22 protein-coding genes are annotated in these 16,298 nt (G+C 35.6%); 18 read left to right on the forward strand and 4 right to left on the reverse strand.

The genetic code is table 11. The features are described 5' to 3' along the window. Positions 1-2: 2 nt before the first annotated feature. The 11 genes from MKX62_RS12315 (at position 3) to MKX62_RS24440 (ending at position 7,015) form a co-directional block, all read left to right on the forward strand. The gene (locus MKX62_RS12315) at positions 3-203 is read left to right on the forward strand and encodes a hypothetical protein (protein WP_340741541.1); all 201 of its coding nucleotides are present in this window, start codon (positions 3-5) and stop codon (positions 201-203) included. A gap of 404 nt (positions 204-607) precedes the next feature. Continuing rightward, positions 608-1,531, forward strand: a complete 924-nt coding sequence (locus tag MKX62_RS12320) for a DNA/RNA non-specific endonuclease (protein ID WP_340741542.1) — start codon at positions 608-610, stop codon at positions 1,529-1,531. 33 nt (positions 1,532-1,564) lie between these two features. After that, positions 1,565-2,050, forward strand: coding sequence for an antitoxin YezG family protein (locus tag MKX62_RS12325; RefSeq protein WP_340741543.1), 486 nt, complete (start codon positions 1,565-1,567; stop codon positions 2,048-2,050). Between the two features lie 75 nt (positions 2,051-2,125). Beyond that, positions 2,126-2,488, forward strand: a complete 363-nt coding sequence (locus tag MKX62_RS12330) for a DNA/RNA non-specific endonuclease (protein WP_340741544.1) — start codon at positions 2,126-2,128, stop codon at positions 2,486-2,488. Between the two features lie 20 nt (positions 2,489-2,508). Next, positions 2,509-2,964: an immunity protein YezG family protein gene (locus MKX62_RS12335; RefSeq protein WP_340741545.1), complete on the forward strand. Its 456-nt coding sequence runs from the start codon at positions 2,509-2,511 to the stop codon at positions 2,962-2,964. Between the two features lie 526 nt (positions 2,965-3,490). Then, a complete protein-coding gene (locus tag MKX62_RS12340; RefSeq protein ID WP_340741546.1) occupies positions 3,491-4,231 on the forward strand; it encodes a 3'-5' exonuclease in 741 nt (246 codons plus the stop codon). A gap of 324 nt (positions 4,232-4,555) precedes the next feature. Next, the gene (locus MKX62_RS12345; RefSeq protein WP_067206142.1) at positions 4,556-4,804 is read left to right on the forward strand and encodes an NUDIX hydrolase N-terminal domain-containing protein; all 249 of its coding nucleotides are present in this window, start codon (positions 4,556-4,558) and stop codon (positions 4,802-4,804) included. A 169-nt stretch (positions 4,805-4,973) separates the two neighbouring features. Continuing rightward, a complete protein-coding gene (locus tag MKX62_RS12350) occupies positions 4,974-5,711 on the forward strand; it encodes a hypothetical protein (RefSeq protein WP_340741547.1) in 738 nt (245 codons plus the stop codon). 59 nt (positions 5,712-5,770) lie between these two features. After that, the gene (locus MKX62_RS12355; protein ID WP_067206147.1) at positions 5,771-5,953 is read left to right on the forward strand and encodes a hypothetical protein; all 183 of its coding nucleotides are present in this window, start codon (positions 5,771-5,773) and stop codon (positions 5,951-5,953) included. A gap of 333 nt (positions 5,954-6,286) precedes the next feature. Next, positions 6,287-6,679, forward strand: coding sequence for a hypothetical protein (locus MKX62_RS12360; protein ID WP_340741548.1), 393 nt, complete (start codon positions 6,287-6,289; stop codon positions 6,677-6,679). A 213-nt stretch (positions 6,680-6,892) separates the two neighbouring features. After that, a complete protein-coding gene (locus MKX62_RS24440; RefSeq protein ID WP_445683551.1) occupies positions 6,893-7,015 on the forward strand; it encodes a DUF3953 domain-containing protein in 123 nt (40 codons plus the stop codon). 461 nt (positions 7,016-7,476) lie between these two features. Here MKX62_RS24440 and MKX62_RS12365 read toward each other — a convergent pair whose 3' ends face one another. Both MKX62_RS12365 and MKX62_RS12370 read right to left on the reverse strand, forming a co-directional pair. Next, a complete protein-coding gene (locus MKX62_RS12365) occupies positions 7,477-8,151 on the reverse strand; it encodes a hypothetical protein (RefSeq protein WP_340741549.1) in 675 nt (224 codons plus the stop codon). A gap of 421 nt (positions 8,152-8,572) precedes the next feature. Next, positions 8,573-8,737 (reverse strand): DUF6440 family protein, encoded by a 165-nt coding sequence (locus MKX62_RS12370; RefSeq protein ID WP_197485368.1) that lies wholly within the window; start codon positions 8,735-8,737, stop codon positions 8,573-8,575. Positions 8,738-8,937: 200 nt separating this feature from the next. On the opposite strand from MKX62_RS12370, the gene MKX62_RS12375 reads away from it, so the two are divergent. Then, positions 8,938-9,471, forward strand: coding sequence for a CoxG family protein (locus MKX62_RS12375; protein ID WP_340741550.1), 534 nt, complete (start codon positions 8,938-8,940; stop codon positions 9,469-9,471). A 992-nt stretch (positions 9,472-10,463) separates the two neighbouring features. Further along, complete coding sequence (locus MKX62_RS12380; protein ID WP_338653453.1) at positions 10,464-11,429, forward strand: aromatic acid exporter family protein; 966 nt, start codon at positions 10,464-10,466, stop codon at positions 11,427-11,429. A gap of 364 nt (positions 11,430-11,793) precedes the next feature. Here MKX62_RS12380 and MKX62_RS12385 read toward each other — a convergent pair whose 3' ends face one another. Then, positions 11,794-12,159: an SLAP domain-containing protein gene (locus MKX62_RS12385; RefSeq protein WP_340741551.1), complete on the reverse strand. Its 366-nt coding sequence runs from the start codon at positions 12,157-12,159 to the stop codon at positions 11,794-11,796. A gap of 84 nt (positions 12,160-12,243) precedes the next feature. Next, positions 12,244-13,215, reverse strand: a complete 972-nt coding sequence (locus tag MKX62_RS12390) for a tRNA dihydrouridine synthase (protein ID WP_067206162.1) — start codon at positions 13,213-13,215, stop codon at positions 12,244-12,246. A gap of 611 nt (positions 13,216-13,826) precedes the next feature. Between MKX62_RS12390 and MKX62_RS12395 the strand changes: the two genes are divergently transcribed. From MKX62_RS12395 to MKX62_RS12415, 5 genes are all read left to right on the forward strand, one after another. Beyond that, positions 13,827-14,186: a hypothetical protein gene (locus MKX62_RS12395; RefSeq protein WP_156475960.1), complete on the forward strand. Its 360-nt coding sequence runs from the start codon at positions 13,827-13,829 to the stop codon at positions 14,184-14,186. Between the two features lie 291 nt (positions 14,187-14,477). Continuing rightward, positions 14,478-14,843, forward strand: a complete 366-nt coding sequence (locus MKX62_RS12400; RefSeq protein WP_231885767.1) for an ArsR/SmtB family transcription factor — start codon at positions 14,478-14,480, stop codon at positions 14,841-14,843. Positions 14,844-14,863: 20 nt separating this feature from the next. Further along, positions 14,864-15,361 carry an SRPBCC family protein gene (locus MKX62_RS12405; RefSeq protein ID WP_067206166.1) on the forward strand — a complete coding sequence of 166 codons (498 nt, stop codon included), beginning with the start codon at positions 14,864-14,866 and terminating at the stop codon, positions 15,359-15,361. 70 nt (positions 15,362-15,431) lie between these two features. After that, the gene (locus MKX62_RS12410) at positions 15,432-15,830 is read left to right on the forward strand and encodes a VOC family protein (protein WP_067206169.1); all 399 of its coding nucleotides are present in this window, start codon (positions 15,432-15,434) and stop codon (positions 15,828-15,830) included. Between the two features lie 104 nt (positions 15,831-15,934). Next, entirely contained in the window at positions 15,935-16,285 is a 351-nt protein-coding gene (locus MKX62_RS12415) for a DUF2200 domain-containing protein (protein ID WP_067206172.1), read from the forward strand. Positions 16,286-16,298 lie beyond the last annotated feature (13 nt).

The following is a 16,298-nucleotide window of genomic DNA, read 5'->3' on the forward strand; positions in this document are numbered from 1 at the left end:
AAATGGCTAATGCTAATCTAGGTTTTTTTATAGAAGAGGGCTCTGGCACCAATATTACAATAGCTGATGATGTTGTAGAGAAGAAAAGTGATAGTATTGGTGACGTTGCGGGTAAGGTTACGGTAAATGGTAACTTGCATGATATAAACGCAATAAAAAAATTCCTAGTTGTTGGTAGCAACAAGGATGCGTTAGCTAAATAATTGAATCATTGTCGACGGTAATTCAACAATGGAGTGTACTCCCATCACGGATACGCTCTTTATTATATATATAAACAGATCAGAGCAGAACTCCTATGCATATTGAGTTCTGTTATTCCACGAGACAAAAACACTCCCGATATTAATAAACAGAAACAACACCTGTTAAGACGTAAAATACCGCTATAACGTCGGCTACACTCAAAAGTAAGAAAACAGGGAAATAATCAACAATAATCAATTAAGGCGGTATTTTCGTAACATATTACCTCATTAACTAGGGATTGGTTCTTTATGTAACTCACTCTATTTGGATAATAATTTACTACTGCACCTCTGTGAGTCTAGTTGGGGATAAATAGTGACCCCAAGCAATCACTAGAGATGGAAATGGTTGTATCATAATGTACACATATTGCAAACCCAAAGAAAACAAAGTACTAGATTATTTTCAGATTGGATTAGATATTGCAGGGCTTGTCCCTGTTATTGGTGAAGCAGCAGATGGCGTAAATGGTGTCATCTATACGGCGAGAGGGGATACATTAAATGCGGCCCTTTCTTTTGGAGCGATGATTCCAGTTGCTGGCTGGGCAAGTACGGGTGGAAAATTAGCCTTAAAAGGAAACGATTTAAATCAAGTAAGAAAAGTGGTAAGTACAGAGAAGAGGGAGTCCATCTATTCTCCAATTTACAAAGATGTCGTCAACAGTCCGCTGGGCAAAACTCAAAATCAACTAGATCTCTTAACTAACACTCATTACCAATTGGGTACGCCAAATGCCCTTGCAATCAATATGCCACCAGCAAAAACAGAGATCCCGAGTATAGGTGCGGCTAAAGGTAGTAGAATTGAGGTTCCTTATGGAGCGCACATTGGTAAAGTTGGTAATAGAAAGGTATTAGAAACGAATGTAAAGTACAAAACAACAGAAGGATACACTTATGAAACAAATGAATTTGGTCGTATTGATAGTGTCGATGCTGAATTACAACTTGGCAAAGGAACGAGAAATCGTTATGCTCAAAGTAATGTGGGGGAAAAAGACCGAATCCGAGGTAATTATCCAGAGAGAGATGATGGCTGTCATTTAATTGGTAGTCAATTTAAAGGTACCGGAGATATTGATAATTTGGTGCCTATGAATTCCCAAATAAATGAAGCAGGTGGGAAATGGCATCAGATGGAACAAGAGTGGGCATCAGCTTTAGGTAGAGAAGGAGGTAGCGCGAAAGTGAAAATAAAACCTCAATACACTGGTAGTTCCGCTAGACCAGATAATTTTATAGTCGAGTATTCAATCGATGGTGGTAGGGTAAAAAGGTAACAGTCCAAAATCAGAATGGGGTTTAGTAAACTTATGGAACAACTGATGAATCAGATGTACCCCGTGATAGCAGAGGATATCCTTGGTATGATACCTGATGGTAATTGGTATGAGATTTACTTATATGCTGAAATTTTGGATGGTTCTAGAGAAGTGTTCTTTTATTTCAATACTTACGAGAATGAAGATTTTATATATTCTCATTATATTCCTGCAAAATATAATGTAAGTGAAAAAAACTATGATAGCTTGTTATTAGAATTACAAACTAAATTTCATGATTTAAGACAGATATTTATTGATAATAATCAAGAGCCTTGGACGAATATAACACTAATATTGAAGTATCCTGGAAAGATAAAAATTAATTATGATTATGAAGACGTAATAAATTCGGTTATATCTCCAACACAGCGACAAATGGTTTTTGAAAATCAACATTTAGGGTTGCTACCTCAAAGTGAGATAAACAGACAGTTTGTGCGAAATTATGTAAATAATAAAAATGGGAAGAGATAAAATCCAAATATCTAAAATTCTGACTAGCTGTATGAATTACAAGGCTTATATAAGTATCGGGTACCAGGTACTCATTTGGGTAGGATTTCTAAATTTGAAACAGATAATTTGCAGTTAACAAAGAGAGATGACAGATTGTCACACAGCAGAAATACACCAGGTAAAGTAAAAGGGCAAGACCATGCAGGGCATTTTGCAGCTGATAGGTGTGGAGGCTCACCTAAAATTGACAATTTGGTTTCACAATTATCAAATGTTAATTTGAAGCGATATAAGAAAGTTGAAGATAAATGGGCTGCGGCTTTAAAAGAAACACCTCCCAAAAAAGTAACTGTTGATGTTGAAATCAAATACGACGGGGATAATATGCGTCCAGACAAATTTAAAGTCAAATACACTATTGATGGTATGTCGGACTCTATAGATTTTAAAAATTAATCCAAGGAGTGAAAAATAGTATGAAAAAGTATGAAGTTAGATTTAGTGAATTGCAAGCAGATATGATATCCATATGTATGGAATATGTGGCAGATAGAGCGGATAAAGTGTATGTTTATGCATCATGTGAAGAAGGAGTTATTTCGAGTAGTTTCTATTATTTAATTAATAATGAGTATGTACAGCGTCATAAAGTGAATGATGCATTGGAGAATGGAGACGAAAGATATGATGTGTCTCCAAAAAGACAGTTTATGGTACTAGATATAATCAATGATGATATCGAAAAAATCGAAGAATTATGCAAAGAATATGAAAAAGATATGCCCACTGAGATGAAATTAATATATGATGTTAAAAGCGGAAGCTTCAAAGCTGAATACAAGTATGATTTAGTTTATACTAATGACGATATTAAAACTGCTAATGATATTGCTAATGAGTGGTTTGAGGAGATAAAAAATAATAACCTTTAAATTGTTTACTGTTAAATATACCCTGGAATTTGAATTAATGACACATAAAGGTTATGCCTCCTCAAGGAGTGGCAATGGTATTTAATATTAAGGCAATAGGAACGAGAATAAGGCGAGATGACATTTTACTAGACAGGATCAGTCATGATGTCGTATTGTCAATATGAAAAACATGGAAATCACATAATAAAAACTTGAAGATATTAATAAACTTAGAAAAAATATGAACTTAAAGCACTTGATTGTCTGTAATAGGCGACAAGTGCTTCTTTATATTTTTATACTTATTGTAATTAAGTGGGCGTTAATCCGAGACCTAGTACTTTTCACAGCTCTATAATAAATTCGTCTTCTACTGAAAGTGACTTCTTACTCCAAGGAAAAAAAGTACATGATAATCTAATCTCTATTGTTTTTTTATATAAGTGTGTGAATTGTTTGTTATTTGTCAGTTGCACAGCGTACCTAACATTATATCTGGAAAAGAGATATGCTTGTTACAAGCTAAAATGAAAGAGGTATTATTATGCAATATATAGTTTTCGATTTAGAGGCAACGATGTCACATACAACAGATATGCCACAGTATATAATTGAAATTGGAGCTGCCAAAGTCTCGGATGTCGAAGGTGAATTAAAAATCATTGATAGGTTTCAGTCTTACGTAAAACCCCCACAAATGGATTTACTTGATAAGAGAACATTGAAGTTTGTAGGGCTAACTACTGATCAGTTCATTGATTCACCGAACATGGTAGAGGCAATGCAAAGATTTCGTAAGTGGATAGGAGAGGAGGATTACTATCTATGTAGTTGGAGCAATAGCGACCTTCGACTCCTTGTCAATCACTATGCGAAGGAAAGATTTGATTTATCGTGGGTAAAAAACTTTAATGATATACAAAGACCTATATGTGTGGATGTTTTTCAAGAAAATAGACAAATTTCACTGAAAGAAGCATTAACGATGAGTGGAATTGAACAAGATGGAGAACTTCACTCTGCTGGTGATGATGCGGTTAACACAGCAAAACTTCTTGTGAAAAACATAAAAAATATCGTAGCCACTACATCTGAAGATCCGTTTACTCAAATAATTTGCGCTCTGTATAAGAATTGTTCCATTTGTGGTAAAACTACAAGGCATAATGACCTTCACTTGAATGAAAAAGGCAAGAAGACTAATAGATGTAATGCTTGTTGGGAAAGAATAAACGAAGAAAATCTAGCGAAAGAGTTAGAGGAAAAAGCCAATATAAAAGTATAATAAATCGGGTGCCTGTGCGCCACACAGATACAAGCAATTCACACCTCTGAATTAATATAAAAAAAGCAGACGTTCTACAATTTTTCTGATTTTTACTATATTATAATACAATTATAGTGAATTAACTAATTAGTTCTGCGCACAGGTACCTGAGAAATTCAAGATCTCCGTATATTGTCGGATTATACGAATAGTTTAAAGGGCTGAGATCTATAAAATTCAGCTCATTTTTTATGAGGCGCTTAATTACAAGAAAAGTTTGCAACTTTAGAAATGAGTGAATCGTCTAGATAACGGATCAAACAACGAAAGCAGGTGCACTTCATGGGTTATCAATGGTTGGGATGGGCACAACTCATTCAAGCCTTATCGCAATCCAGCTTAGCCTTTTTAAGTAATATTTACGATATCGAACGCTACGAAGAATTACGCATGATTTGTGCAGAAATCAAGGAAGAGCGTACGGGATTAGACATGCAGGAAATCAAGGATTTATTCATGAATGACACAGGCTATCAAACGCCTAAAGTGGATGTTCGTGGGGATAGTTTTCAAGTGATGAAAGTGTTATGAGTAGCCTTCCTAACGATTTTTATAAAGATGTTGATGGTCATATGAGTGAGTTGGAAGAGTATGATGTTGTTTACCTTCTGAAAACATAGTTTAAATAAGGGTTTTAGACAATTATGGATATAGTGATGGAATGCTATCCTTTAAAATACATTTTTGCGAGGTGAAAGATATGGCTCTAGCTATTATTATTACACTATCGTTAGTACTTGGAGCAGCGGTAGTATTGATTTGTGGGAAAGGGAATTTCAAGGGGATGATTGCTCTGTTTCTTATGTTATGGGCAGGCGATTTCTTGTTTCTGTATGCAAAATTTGTAGTGGGTGACCCCTTCTTAACGTCAATTATTTATTTACCTGCGATGATTTTGGTGGGAATTCCCGTAATTGGGTTGATTATTATTGTTGTGAAAAGTAATGGAGGAAAAGATAGTGAGAAAATAGTTCGTGCGATTGTATTTTCCATAACGATGACAATTATCATTGTTTTTGTACCGTCATTAAAATCAGAGGGTAAATTCAAATTATATCAAAACGATTTTTATGCCGTTTCAGATGCGGTTTTTCAAGCGTACGACGATGGTAAAGTATCAGTTGGAGATCATTTTTCTTCATGGTCATCTAACACAAGCGATTTAGAAAACACGGATTCTGTTTTTTCTAGCAATGAAATTGTGAAGAAAATGGAAAAATTAAAACAGTCCGCTGGCGTATATGGTTATGATTTTGTAGATAAAGATGTCATCTATTTCAGTTTCGGTGCTGTTTTCCAATCAATTAGCGGAATTGCGATCAGTAGGAACGGTAAAGATCTTTCCACAGATGAAACACTGGAATCGCAACCCTATGATGGTGTTCCTACGTATAGGTATATAATGGATGGTGTCTATCATTTTACCGATGGGTTATAAGTAGTTATTTCTTTGGTAAATACTTATTCGTTCTAATAAAAGTACGAGGGGGTTTTTGTATGGAATTTTTTTGGATTGTACTAGGGGCATTATTGGGAACAAGTGGTTACGTGTGTCAGTTGACGTATATGAAAAATTTACACGAAGGAAAGGATATAAAAAATCCAAGGTTATTAGGCATTCTATCTATATTTTTTGCCCTTGTAATCGTCATGATGTTTATTGTATTTGGGTTGATGTGATTTAGTGATAAGATAGTTATTAAACTGGTGATTATTGTAAGACCCAAACAAAATATATTCTATTTATATTTTTAAAAATTTCAGGTACCTGTGTGCGAAACTATTGTAGTAATTAATTTAAATTACATATTTATGAACTGAAGATTAGATAGGTACATGATAACCTAATCTCTATTGATTTTTTAAGAAATTGTGTGAGTTGTTACTTGTTTTTTATTGCGCAGGTACCATACACTCAGGCAGTTTTTATCCTATTAAACTATCGGACAGATTAGTTCAATAAGAAGTAGACTATTGGAGAATTTCACTAATAAATTGATTGTGGGGATCTACTTGATTATTAGAAAACTTTTTTCGGGATTAATTGCTGGTATTTTGCTCATGTTAATTTATTTTCTATTAGAACAGTCTGGATTTGTCCTCTTAATAGGTGTTTATCTCTTACCCATTCTTTTGATTTATGGAGTGCTAGTATCTATTCTTTCTGATTTCGTTACAAAAAGACTAAGAGGATTGCTCAGAGGCAGTTTGGCGCTATTCATTCATTTATTCTTTGCTGCTTCGTTTGTTTTAATGCCAATCTTAGAAATGGAAAGGAGTTTTAATCGCTTAGTTTTAATTACCGCTCTTTTATCATCAAGTCTATTTTGGTGTATAGATGAGTTCCTTAGGTCTAAAAGAGCTAAAGATATATGCGAAAAGATTGATGAATTGGAAATATATTAAATATCCATTTTATCATTCAACTACCGCGGTAGTTTAGCTTAAAAAGGTATCTATTGAAGTTGATAGATTATCAGTGGAGGTATAAAAATGGAAGAAAGAAAATTTGATACTTTAAAGTTATTTCAAATATTTTTTGCAATACTTTTTATGTTCCTTATTATTTACAGTAAGGTTACGGAAAAATACAACTTACTACCGTTGACTTTAATAGTTATGAGTGTAATGTTCCTTATAATAGGAATACGAGAATACAAAAAAACACAGAGTTTAATGTGGGGGATCTTCTATTTATGCACTTCGTTATTCATTTTATTCGTTGGAGTTAATGCATTATGATTAATTTAATAGAAGTAAAGTTCAACTAACTGGTATTTTGGTGTAACAACAGTAATGCTTTTCTTATTGTGCTAGCGGAGCTTTAGTTCAATAAGGGGAAAATTGGAACATTTATTCGTTTAAACATATTAAAGTAAAGGGGCAGGCGAGTTTAAGTGTTCCTCTATAAGCAGTTAACCTACATCATTAATGCAAATGGCAAATTTCACTATAATCCGGGCTGATTGTAGGGGATATACGCAATCATGTCCTATTCTTGAGTATTAAAAGGTGTTTTTCAGTGAGTGGTAACTATGATTTCCCCGGTGTTGACATTTTTACCTCATATATTTTCAAACCAGGTATATTACTACGCAAACACGGTACTTATGCTTGGAGTGTTTGCTAAGAATGGGAGGGGCAATAACTTGTTTATTGCTGCCCACTTCACTTTGATTGCTAAATTAGCTGTAAATAACTTACTATCGAGTCGAGCTAGAAAATTCAAGCTGTTTACTATTTAGATTCTTTAGCCATTCACTATCATTCCAAATAGTAGGGTTGTCAATCGTTAGATTTTCTCCACGCACCATGAAATCATAACTATCTTTTGCACCATTATACCAATCAACAATGACTAACTTGTCGTTTACATTACGTACAAGAAATTCAGTACCTTCACCATAACTACCTACACTTTGAATAATTTCCACAGGTAGATGTAAATAGAGAAAACCTCCATCCCCAGCATCCGTATACTCCACTTCCCAAGCGCCAATATCAATATCCTGAACAGAATTCTTTGAAATATTTACATACAGATCGTATTGGGATTGAATCTTCTTTTGCGTATACTGTTTAAGGTGATCGTTATCGATAAATGTATCCAATTCGATATCCGAGCCGTTCCAGACCGCTTTATAATAGTCAGTCAGCGCCCTCACACACATTTCATAAGCCGTTTCAGAATCCTCAACAGATAGTTCTCCTTCATTTTTAGCTAAATATTCGGGGGAATCTGGTACTACATGCTGTTCCGTGCTGCTATCTTCCGAGACTACAGGCGAATTTTTATCGTAGTTACCATTTGTTTTATCTTGACTACACCCAACTAATAAAAGCCCAATAGCGATAAAGAACATAATAAATCTTGTCATAACATCATCTCTTTCGTATAGAAGTAATTAATTTATAAGTGGGCAATTCCTCCCGCAACTATCCTGCTATAGGTAACTCTATGGGTCTTACTAAGAAATCTGGTTCGTTGCGGAAGAGGGGTTTTATTGAAAACTAGTCAAAATTATATCACAAGTCTACCATTGTTATTCCTGAAATATGAGTTTTCATCTTTGATCATCTAGAAGGTACTAAATGGTAAAAAGGCTGTCATTCATTGGTACACTTTTTGTCAACCAGTGGTAGTGAAGGTGACCAGGTTCTCATTTAATTCTAAATTATTTTAGCGCTAGTACTCGGAATTTCTAGCTTCTAACTGATGCTAAATGCGACGAGTGAAACCATCTATAATTTGCGTTAATGTAGCCAAGAGAAGAATCCAAAGAAACTTTTATTTAGATATTAATCAATCACTATCTTCCCATCTTTATCTAGTAAAGGAGTCATTCCACTCAATCCCAAACCACTTGTCATGAGATAATTTACACCTGTTTCAGTATCCACTACAATTTTAATAAGGCCTCCGCTTAGATGTTCTTTTAATTTTACTTTAAATCTTTTTTTCATTTTTACATACCCCTTCCAATATTTATCATTTTACATGAAGTTATTAATAGGTACCATTTTGTACCCAGCAGATGTAGGTATCATTTAAAAAATTATATATAATGTCCATCTTGGGCTCACCTAAAAAGGAAACCTTCAATTTTAAGGTTTCCTTACTCATTATTTAACTTATTAAACTTCTTTTGGGAAGGGGATTAAATGTGGATCAATACAGTAAAAATGCTATTATGTTAGTAGTAGATTCACATTATAAATACATAAAGAAGGAAGTAGTGAAATGTATGGCAATTGCATCGCATTCTGTAATCATTCCAGCACCTGAAGAGAACGTATGGGAATACGTTAGTCAAATTGAAAACTGGGCAATATTGGTTCCTGCCTATAAAGAGCATGAACAAATCGATGAACAAAAGTCGGTTTGGACATTCGAAGGGAATATTAAAGGATTTAAAAAGGCTGTAAAAATGGAGTTAAACATCACTGAATTTCATGAGCCATCGATGATTCGGTTCGAGTTAAAAGGTTTAACGGACAACTTTACAGGTAGTGGCCAGTTTACTGCCGATGAAACGGCAGGGCAAACAACGATGACAGGGACAGTTGAAGTAAATGCAGGCGGCTTAACAGGCGCTGTGTTGACACCTGTTATTAAAATGGTGTTGCCGAAAGTGACAACACGCTTAACAGAGAAAATTGCACGCCAAGTTAAACAGGAAAAGTTGTCGGTTCGGTAAAGAAGGTTTTACTTATTGAGGTGACGGATCCTTTTATATAATGTGGCTGACATTTAAATGAAGTGCGGATAGTTAAAAAATGTCACAGAAAGTAATCATTCAGCTTCTTGGTCGGAAGCGGAGTGGTTACTTTTTCTATTGATGGATTATGCAATCATCGCTACAACAGCTGTCGCTGTCAATGCATGGAACCTTCAATGATTTTATAGAATTTACTTCCCTGCATCGTCAATTTCATGGAATTTAAAACTGTTCACCAACAAAAGTTTCACAGCCGCCGAATCGGTTTCTACAATTACTTCTTTCATATCTAGGGGTACTCTTCCAGACGGTTCGATAACCAACTGTATTACGCACTCAGATAAAGCTTCGGTACTCTCCTTGTCGCCACCGTACTCCACGTAACATAACGGCTAACGTCATGACCAATTCACTTCCTACAAGAAACATCGTTTCAATCTTGATTAGCATGTCCTCTATAACAATTCCGGCAATTTCACAAGGTACACTAAATTTATCCTAGGACGGTTTTTTGCCTTGTTCATAATAGGAATTGACTGTATTGTGTAAGCAGAAATTTATTTCCTTGAAATTGTGATTGAGTACGCTAATCAGCTGTTCACCTTAATTTTTGGGTCGACCACTGTTTTTAAAAGCAATTCAGATTATTTATAACCAGGTACTTTGAAAATTTGGAAATTCCTAAGCTCGGACATTCTACATAAAGACAACAGAAGGTGCGAATATCCTTCTTAATGCGTCAGATAGATATCACGATTCATTAGCAACGTGTTAAACTATAGGCAGATGAATTTCGAGGTATAGTCCAAAAAATATTCTTAGAATACACTATAAATGGTTTGATATTCATCAAAGTTGATTCCATCCTGTTATGGTGTCTATGCTTGTACATATATGTGAATTAACGCGTATATTTGTAAAAACAGGAAACCTGCAAGGATTTACAGAGAAAATAATAGGATGGTGCTTCCATGATTGGTATGGGCTATCGGACGATAAAGACTGCTGTAGGAGCAGGGCTGGCCATTTGGATTGCGAGTTTATTGGATTTGGAATTTGCAACATTTGCAGGAATTATTGTTATTATGTGTATCGAGAAAACGAAGAAAAAGACATTAATTACAATGAAGGATAAATTCTTGGCCTCTCTTTTATCTTTGATTCTTGGTGCTTTGTTTTTTGAAGTATTAGGTTATAATCCCATTGTTTTTTCCTTATTTATTTTATTATTTGTTCCAATCCTTGTAAGAGCTCACATCCAGGCTGGTTTTGTCACAAGTATGGTTGTCGTATTACATGTTTATACGGTAAAGGATGCTACCTGGGTTCTGTTTCTGAATGAGGTCTATATTATTTTCATCGGTATGGGAATTGCTCTTCTCGTCAATAGTTTCATGCCAAATTTCAAGCGAGATATTGAAAACTTTAAGAAGGAGATTGAACAAAAGTTTGAAATTATTCTCTTTGAATTCTCTGCCCATTTAAGGGATAGTATGCGGAAGTGGGATGGGAAAGAGATTCTTGAGGTAGAAGATTTGATTAATCAATCTAAAAGCATTGCCATTCAAGATGTAGAAAATCGTCTGCTGCGAAAACAAAATATAGATTATTATTATCTGGAAATGCGAGAGGATCAACTGGAACTTCTAAAACATATGATGAAAATCGTTGCTATTTTCTCTTCATTCAGCCTAGACGTTAAACAGAAAGAAATGTTTGCAGAGTTCTTGGAGAACTTAAGTCGAAACGTTCATTCGGGAGATACAACGGACATTTCATTAAATGAGTTAGAGGAATTAAATGCCTTAATTCGCGAGATGGAGTTGCCGAAGACAAGAGAAGAATTTGAAATACGGGCGAATCTATTTTATTTGATTTTTGAAATGAAAAACTACTTAAACATAAAGAAAAAACTTTTTGCAAAAAGAATTCGATAGTGGAAAGTGCCTGTGAGAGGATATTCATCACGATTTCATAAAATAAACGGCGGATATCGATTATATAACGCTCTGTCGATATCCCCTCGATTTTTAATTCCAAGTAGAAAACCTTATGAAAAGTGCTGTGCAATGTTTTCATGAGGTATTGGTTCGCCCCCCGCGCCGTCTGCATAGTTTGTTTCATTGATTTTCAATTAACGTCAAAACCCTTGATTCAGCAAGGCTTTTGACGTTTTTTATATCATACAATTTCATTGAGTATTTTAAAAATAGTAGCACAAACCATGTCCGTGGTTTGTGCTACTAGTGTAAATTTGTTTAGCTTTTATTTTAAGTGCAACCTAGTAGACCCCATTTTGTATTAATTCCAAATTATATATTGCGGGTCTGCATTTGTTTCATCCGTTTCTGAAAATATAAACGTCCATGGCATAGAAGTATTGCCGGCAATTTCACAAGGTAAGCTAAACGTAGCATTGGCCCGTTGTTTGCCTTGTTCAAAATAGGAAATGACTGTATTGTGTAAGCGGAGATTTATGTCCTCAAAATTGTGAATGAGTACGGCAATCAGTTGTTCACCTTTATAATTGCGTGCGTTCCATAAAAATGACAAATGGACACCGTCATGTAGCTGTTTTGTTTGTTGGCGGAAATGATGAGTAATTTTTTCGCGATCAGCAGGGGCAATTGTTTTGTCCCATGCAGGTTCAAAATAGAGCTTTTGCATCGTCATCGCCTCCAGTTACTCTTCCAATGTATTTAGTTAGTATTATTTGGGACGCGGAACCTGTCTCCGTGTCTCGTGCTTGACTTAGTCTAATTCTAAAACTGGCTGTACTAAACGACGGACTTCATCTGTTGAATTTGTATTCATTAATTGGTTTCTTAATTCAGCTGCGCCTTCAAATCCTCGAATGTAGATTTTGAAAAAGCGATGAAGTTGTTTAAATGAACGAGGTTCGATTTCGTTTGAATATTTATCGTGAAGATCCAAATGTAAAAGTAATAAAGTGAGAAACTCTTTCACACTATGTTCTTTAGGTTCTTTTTCGAAAGCAAATGGATTGGTGAAAATGCCGCGGCCAATCATGACACCATCAACGCCGTATTGTTCCACTAATTTTAATCCTGTTGCGCGATCAGGAATATCTCCGTTAATGGTTAACAACGTATTTGGAGCAATTTCATCGCGTAGTTTTTTGATTTCAGGGATTAGTTCCCAGTGTGCATCTACTTTACTCATCTCTTTTTTTGTACGAAGGTGAATGGAAAGATTCGCAATATCTTGTTTCAATACATGTCCTAACCAATCGAGCCACTCGTCAACATTTGTGTAACCCAACCTTGTTTTAACACTAACTGGTAATCCACCTGCTTTTGCTGCTTGAATAATTTCTGCTGCAACTTCAGGATGTCGTATTAATCCAGCACCCTTACCATTGGCTGCGACGTTTTGTACGGGGCATCCCATGTTTAAATCGATACCTTTAAACCCTAGTTTTTTCATATCAATACTCATCTGTTCAAAAAATGCTGGTTTATTGCCCCAAATATGAGCGACAATCGGTTGCTCATCTGCTGTAAACGTTAACCTACCACGTACACTGTCTCTTCCTTCAGGGTGACAATAACTTTCTGTATTTGTGAATTCCGTGAAAAATACGTCGGGTTTTGCTGCTTCACTAATGACGTGGCGAAACACCACGTCTGTGACATCTTCCATTGGTGCTAATATAAAAAACGGCTTCGGTAAATCAAGCCAAAAATTATCTTCGTTATTCATTCTATATCCTCCTGTTGCAACAAATAAAAACCATATTTATCGATTGCATAATCCTTTGCCCATTATACATATTATCATTTCTTGTAGTTGGATGCACTGATACACTTCCCAAATATGAACCCAAAAGAGAAGTCGTTTTTCGCACGGTATTGTATATGGGAGATATTTCAAATGGTGTTATAGTGTACCGGGCGTGCTAATTGAAAAAAACTGCGATGCAGAGGGGGATTTTATCACAGAAACAACCAAAAAATAACTATGATATAATTATTTGTAAAAGAAAGTGTCGATTCACTAAGGGTGCAATTAAAAATATAGGAGGACAGTATGATCAAGCAGGCTTTAGTTTATAGTGTGTCGTTTTTTATATTCCCAACAGTTTTACAATTTTTATTCAAACCAGAGATAAACTGGGTAGACAATATTGGACTTTCTATATTTGCGTTCTTTGGTTATATTTTCTTCGCATGGATGAACAAATCAGCAAAGAAAGATAATAAATAGAATATCTCGCTATCTCGCAATGGGGTGCGATAACTGGATAATAACTGGGACATCTAGAATTGGCCCAGATTATAAATGGAAATCAGGAGATCAGAAAGGGTACTGATATGAGACTAATTCAGTTTGTATATATAGTGTTACTATGGGGGCTACCCATTCTATTTGCGTGGCGTTCTTTCAACAAAATGGAAGAAGAGAAACGGCGCGTGGTTATAAAAGAAATTAAAGAACCTTTATTTATTTTTGGAGCTGCACCTATAACTATTGGTTTGCTTGTGTTTTTTACTGGTTCTGTTTCGGCACCGGGAATAAAAGTCTTACAACATTCGGGAATGGGTTTAGTGTTCCTTGGTTGGTGTGTAGCGTGGGTGGAGGAATTGGTAAACAGAAATAAAAGTACGTTGAAAAGTATTGCTATGATTGCCATGGGGATATTCGGAATGGTCGCTTATATTTATCTGTATTAAACAAACGGCACGATTGTTGGGGAAAGCTTTCTCACATTTATATAGAAAGATAATTGGAGTTTATGAAGAGATGTATGTATGGTATTGGACCAAAATTTTGGTTAGGGATACTGTTTATATTGGCTATAGTGAAAGGTACCAGGTTCTCGTTCAATTCTGAATTGCTTAAGAACCTGGCACTCGACACTGTGAAGGAACCAAAATGCATAACACTTTATTAAAAGGGTAATAATTTTGATAAGGTAGAATGTATTATATTGAAATCATTTAACTAAATGGTTGAATGTGAAAGTGGGAACTGATATATTAAACTACATGGTTAACCATAATGAAAATCAATTAAATGAAATATTTCATGCTTTAGCTGATCCAACAAGAAGAGAAATCATTCATATGATGGCTCAAAAAGAAAGAACAGTTTCAGAGTTAGCAGAGCCTTTTGATATGTCTTTAGCAGCTATTTCTAAACATATAAAGGTTCTTGAACGAGCAAATTTAGTAGAAAGGAACATAACCGGACGAACGCATATATGTAGCATAAATGCAGAGTCACTGTCTCGAGCTTCTGAATGGCTCCGTTTTTATGAAAAATTTTGGAGTAATCGTTTTGATATTCTGGAAAGTGAGTTATTGAAAGCCAAGAATAGAGAACACTAAATCATGGGAAGGGGAATTTTATGAACAACATCTCAACAAGAACATTAATAATGAAAAGAGAATTCAATGTAAAACGTGAAAGGGTTTTCGACGCATGGCTGAACCCAGAAATGATGAGAAAATGGTTTTTTACATTGGAAGGCACGAATAAGGTGACACGAAATAATCCTCAAGTAGGCGGTACTTGGGAAATTGTTGACCATCGGGAAGGACAAGATTACCGTGCGATTGGGGAATATCTCGAAATTGATCCTCCGAAAAAAATTGCGTTTACTTTTAAGATGCCACAATTTAGCGAATTAGAAGATACGATTACAGTTGAACTACAAGAACTCCAGCAAGGCTGTGAGATGACGTTCACACAAGTGATCCATGTTTCTCAAGAAGAGAATTGGACAGAGTCAGATGTAGAAAAAGCTCTTGGCGAAACGCATGATGGCTCTGAACATGGCTGGAATTATATGTTTATGGGACTTAAAGAATTAGTTGAGACAGGGAAAGTCAGCTATACAGGTTAAAAACCGTTTGAGTAATTAGTTGAAATAGGGAGGCAACATTACAATTTATGTGAAGAAGGGGAAGTTAAATATGAAAAACGTAACACCATTTTTAATGTTTCAAGGCGGTATTGCAGAAGAAGCTATGAAATACTACATATCACTCATCGAGGATTCAGAAATTAAAAGCATTGCTCGATACGGGGCTGAAGGACCTGGTAAAGAAGGTACAGTTATACATGCTGTATTCTCGTTAAAGGGGCAGGAGTTCATGTGTATCGACAGTCATGTTGACCATGAGTTTTCGTTTACCCCGTCTTTTTCTATCTATCTTACTTGTGAGACCGAAGAAGAAATTGACAGCCTTTACGATAAAATGATGCAAAATGGCACAGCACTCATGCCTATCAATAACTATGGGTTCAGCAAAAAATTCGGATGGCTGAATGACCAATTTGGCATATCCTGGCAGTTGAACTTGCCAGAGTAATCTGGTTGCCAATGGAGTGTGAGATATTTTACAAACGGGCGCTTATCTCGAATAAAGATCAGCGCTCTTTTTCATTTATAGAAATCATTTAGGGAGGATGTATCATGGCGAAACATCAGATTTATACAATGAGTGTCGCAAGAGTCTATCCCTGTTATGTTACGAAGGCGGAGAAAAAAGGACGTACGAAAACAGAAGTCGACGAAATCATCCGTTGGTTGACAGGGTATAGCCAGGAAGAGTTTGAAGCGCAGCTAAAAAATCAGCCAGACATTGAGACCTTCTTTGCAGAAGCTCCCCAACTGAATCCTTCGCGGGCTTTGATCGAAGGTGTGGTCTGCGGTGTCCGAGTGGAGTACATCGAAGAACCAACTATGCGGGAAATTCGCTATTTGGATAAGCTGATTGATGAGTTAGCAAATGGCAAAACGATGGAGAAAATTTTGCGGACATAATAATTGAATATGA

Source organism: Sporosarcina sp. FSL K6-5500 (genome assembly GCF_038005665.1).
Taxonomy (GTDB): domain Bacteria; phylum Bacillota; class Bacilli; order Bacillales_A; family Planococcaceae; genus Sporosarcina; species Sporosarcina psychrophila.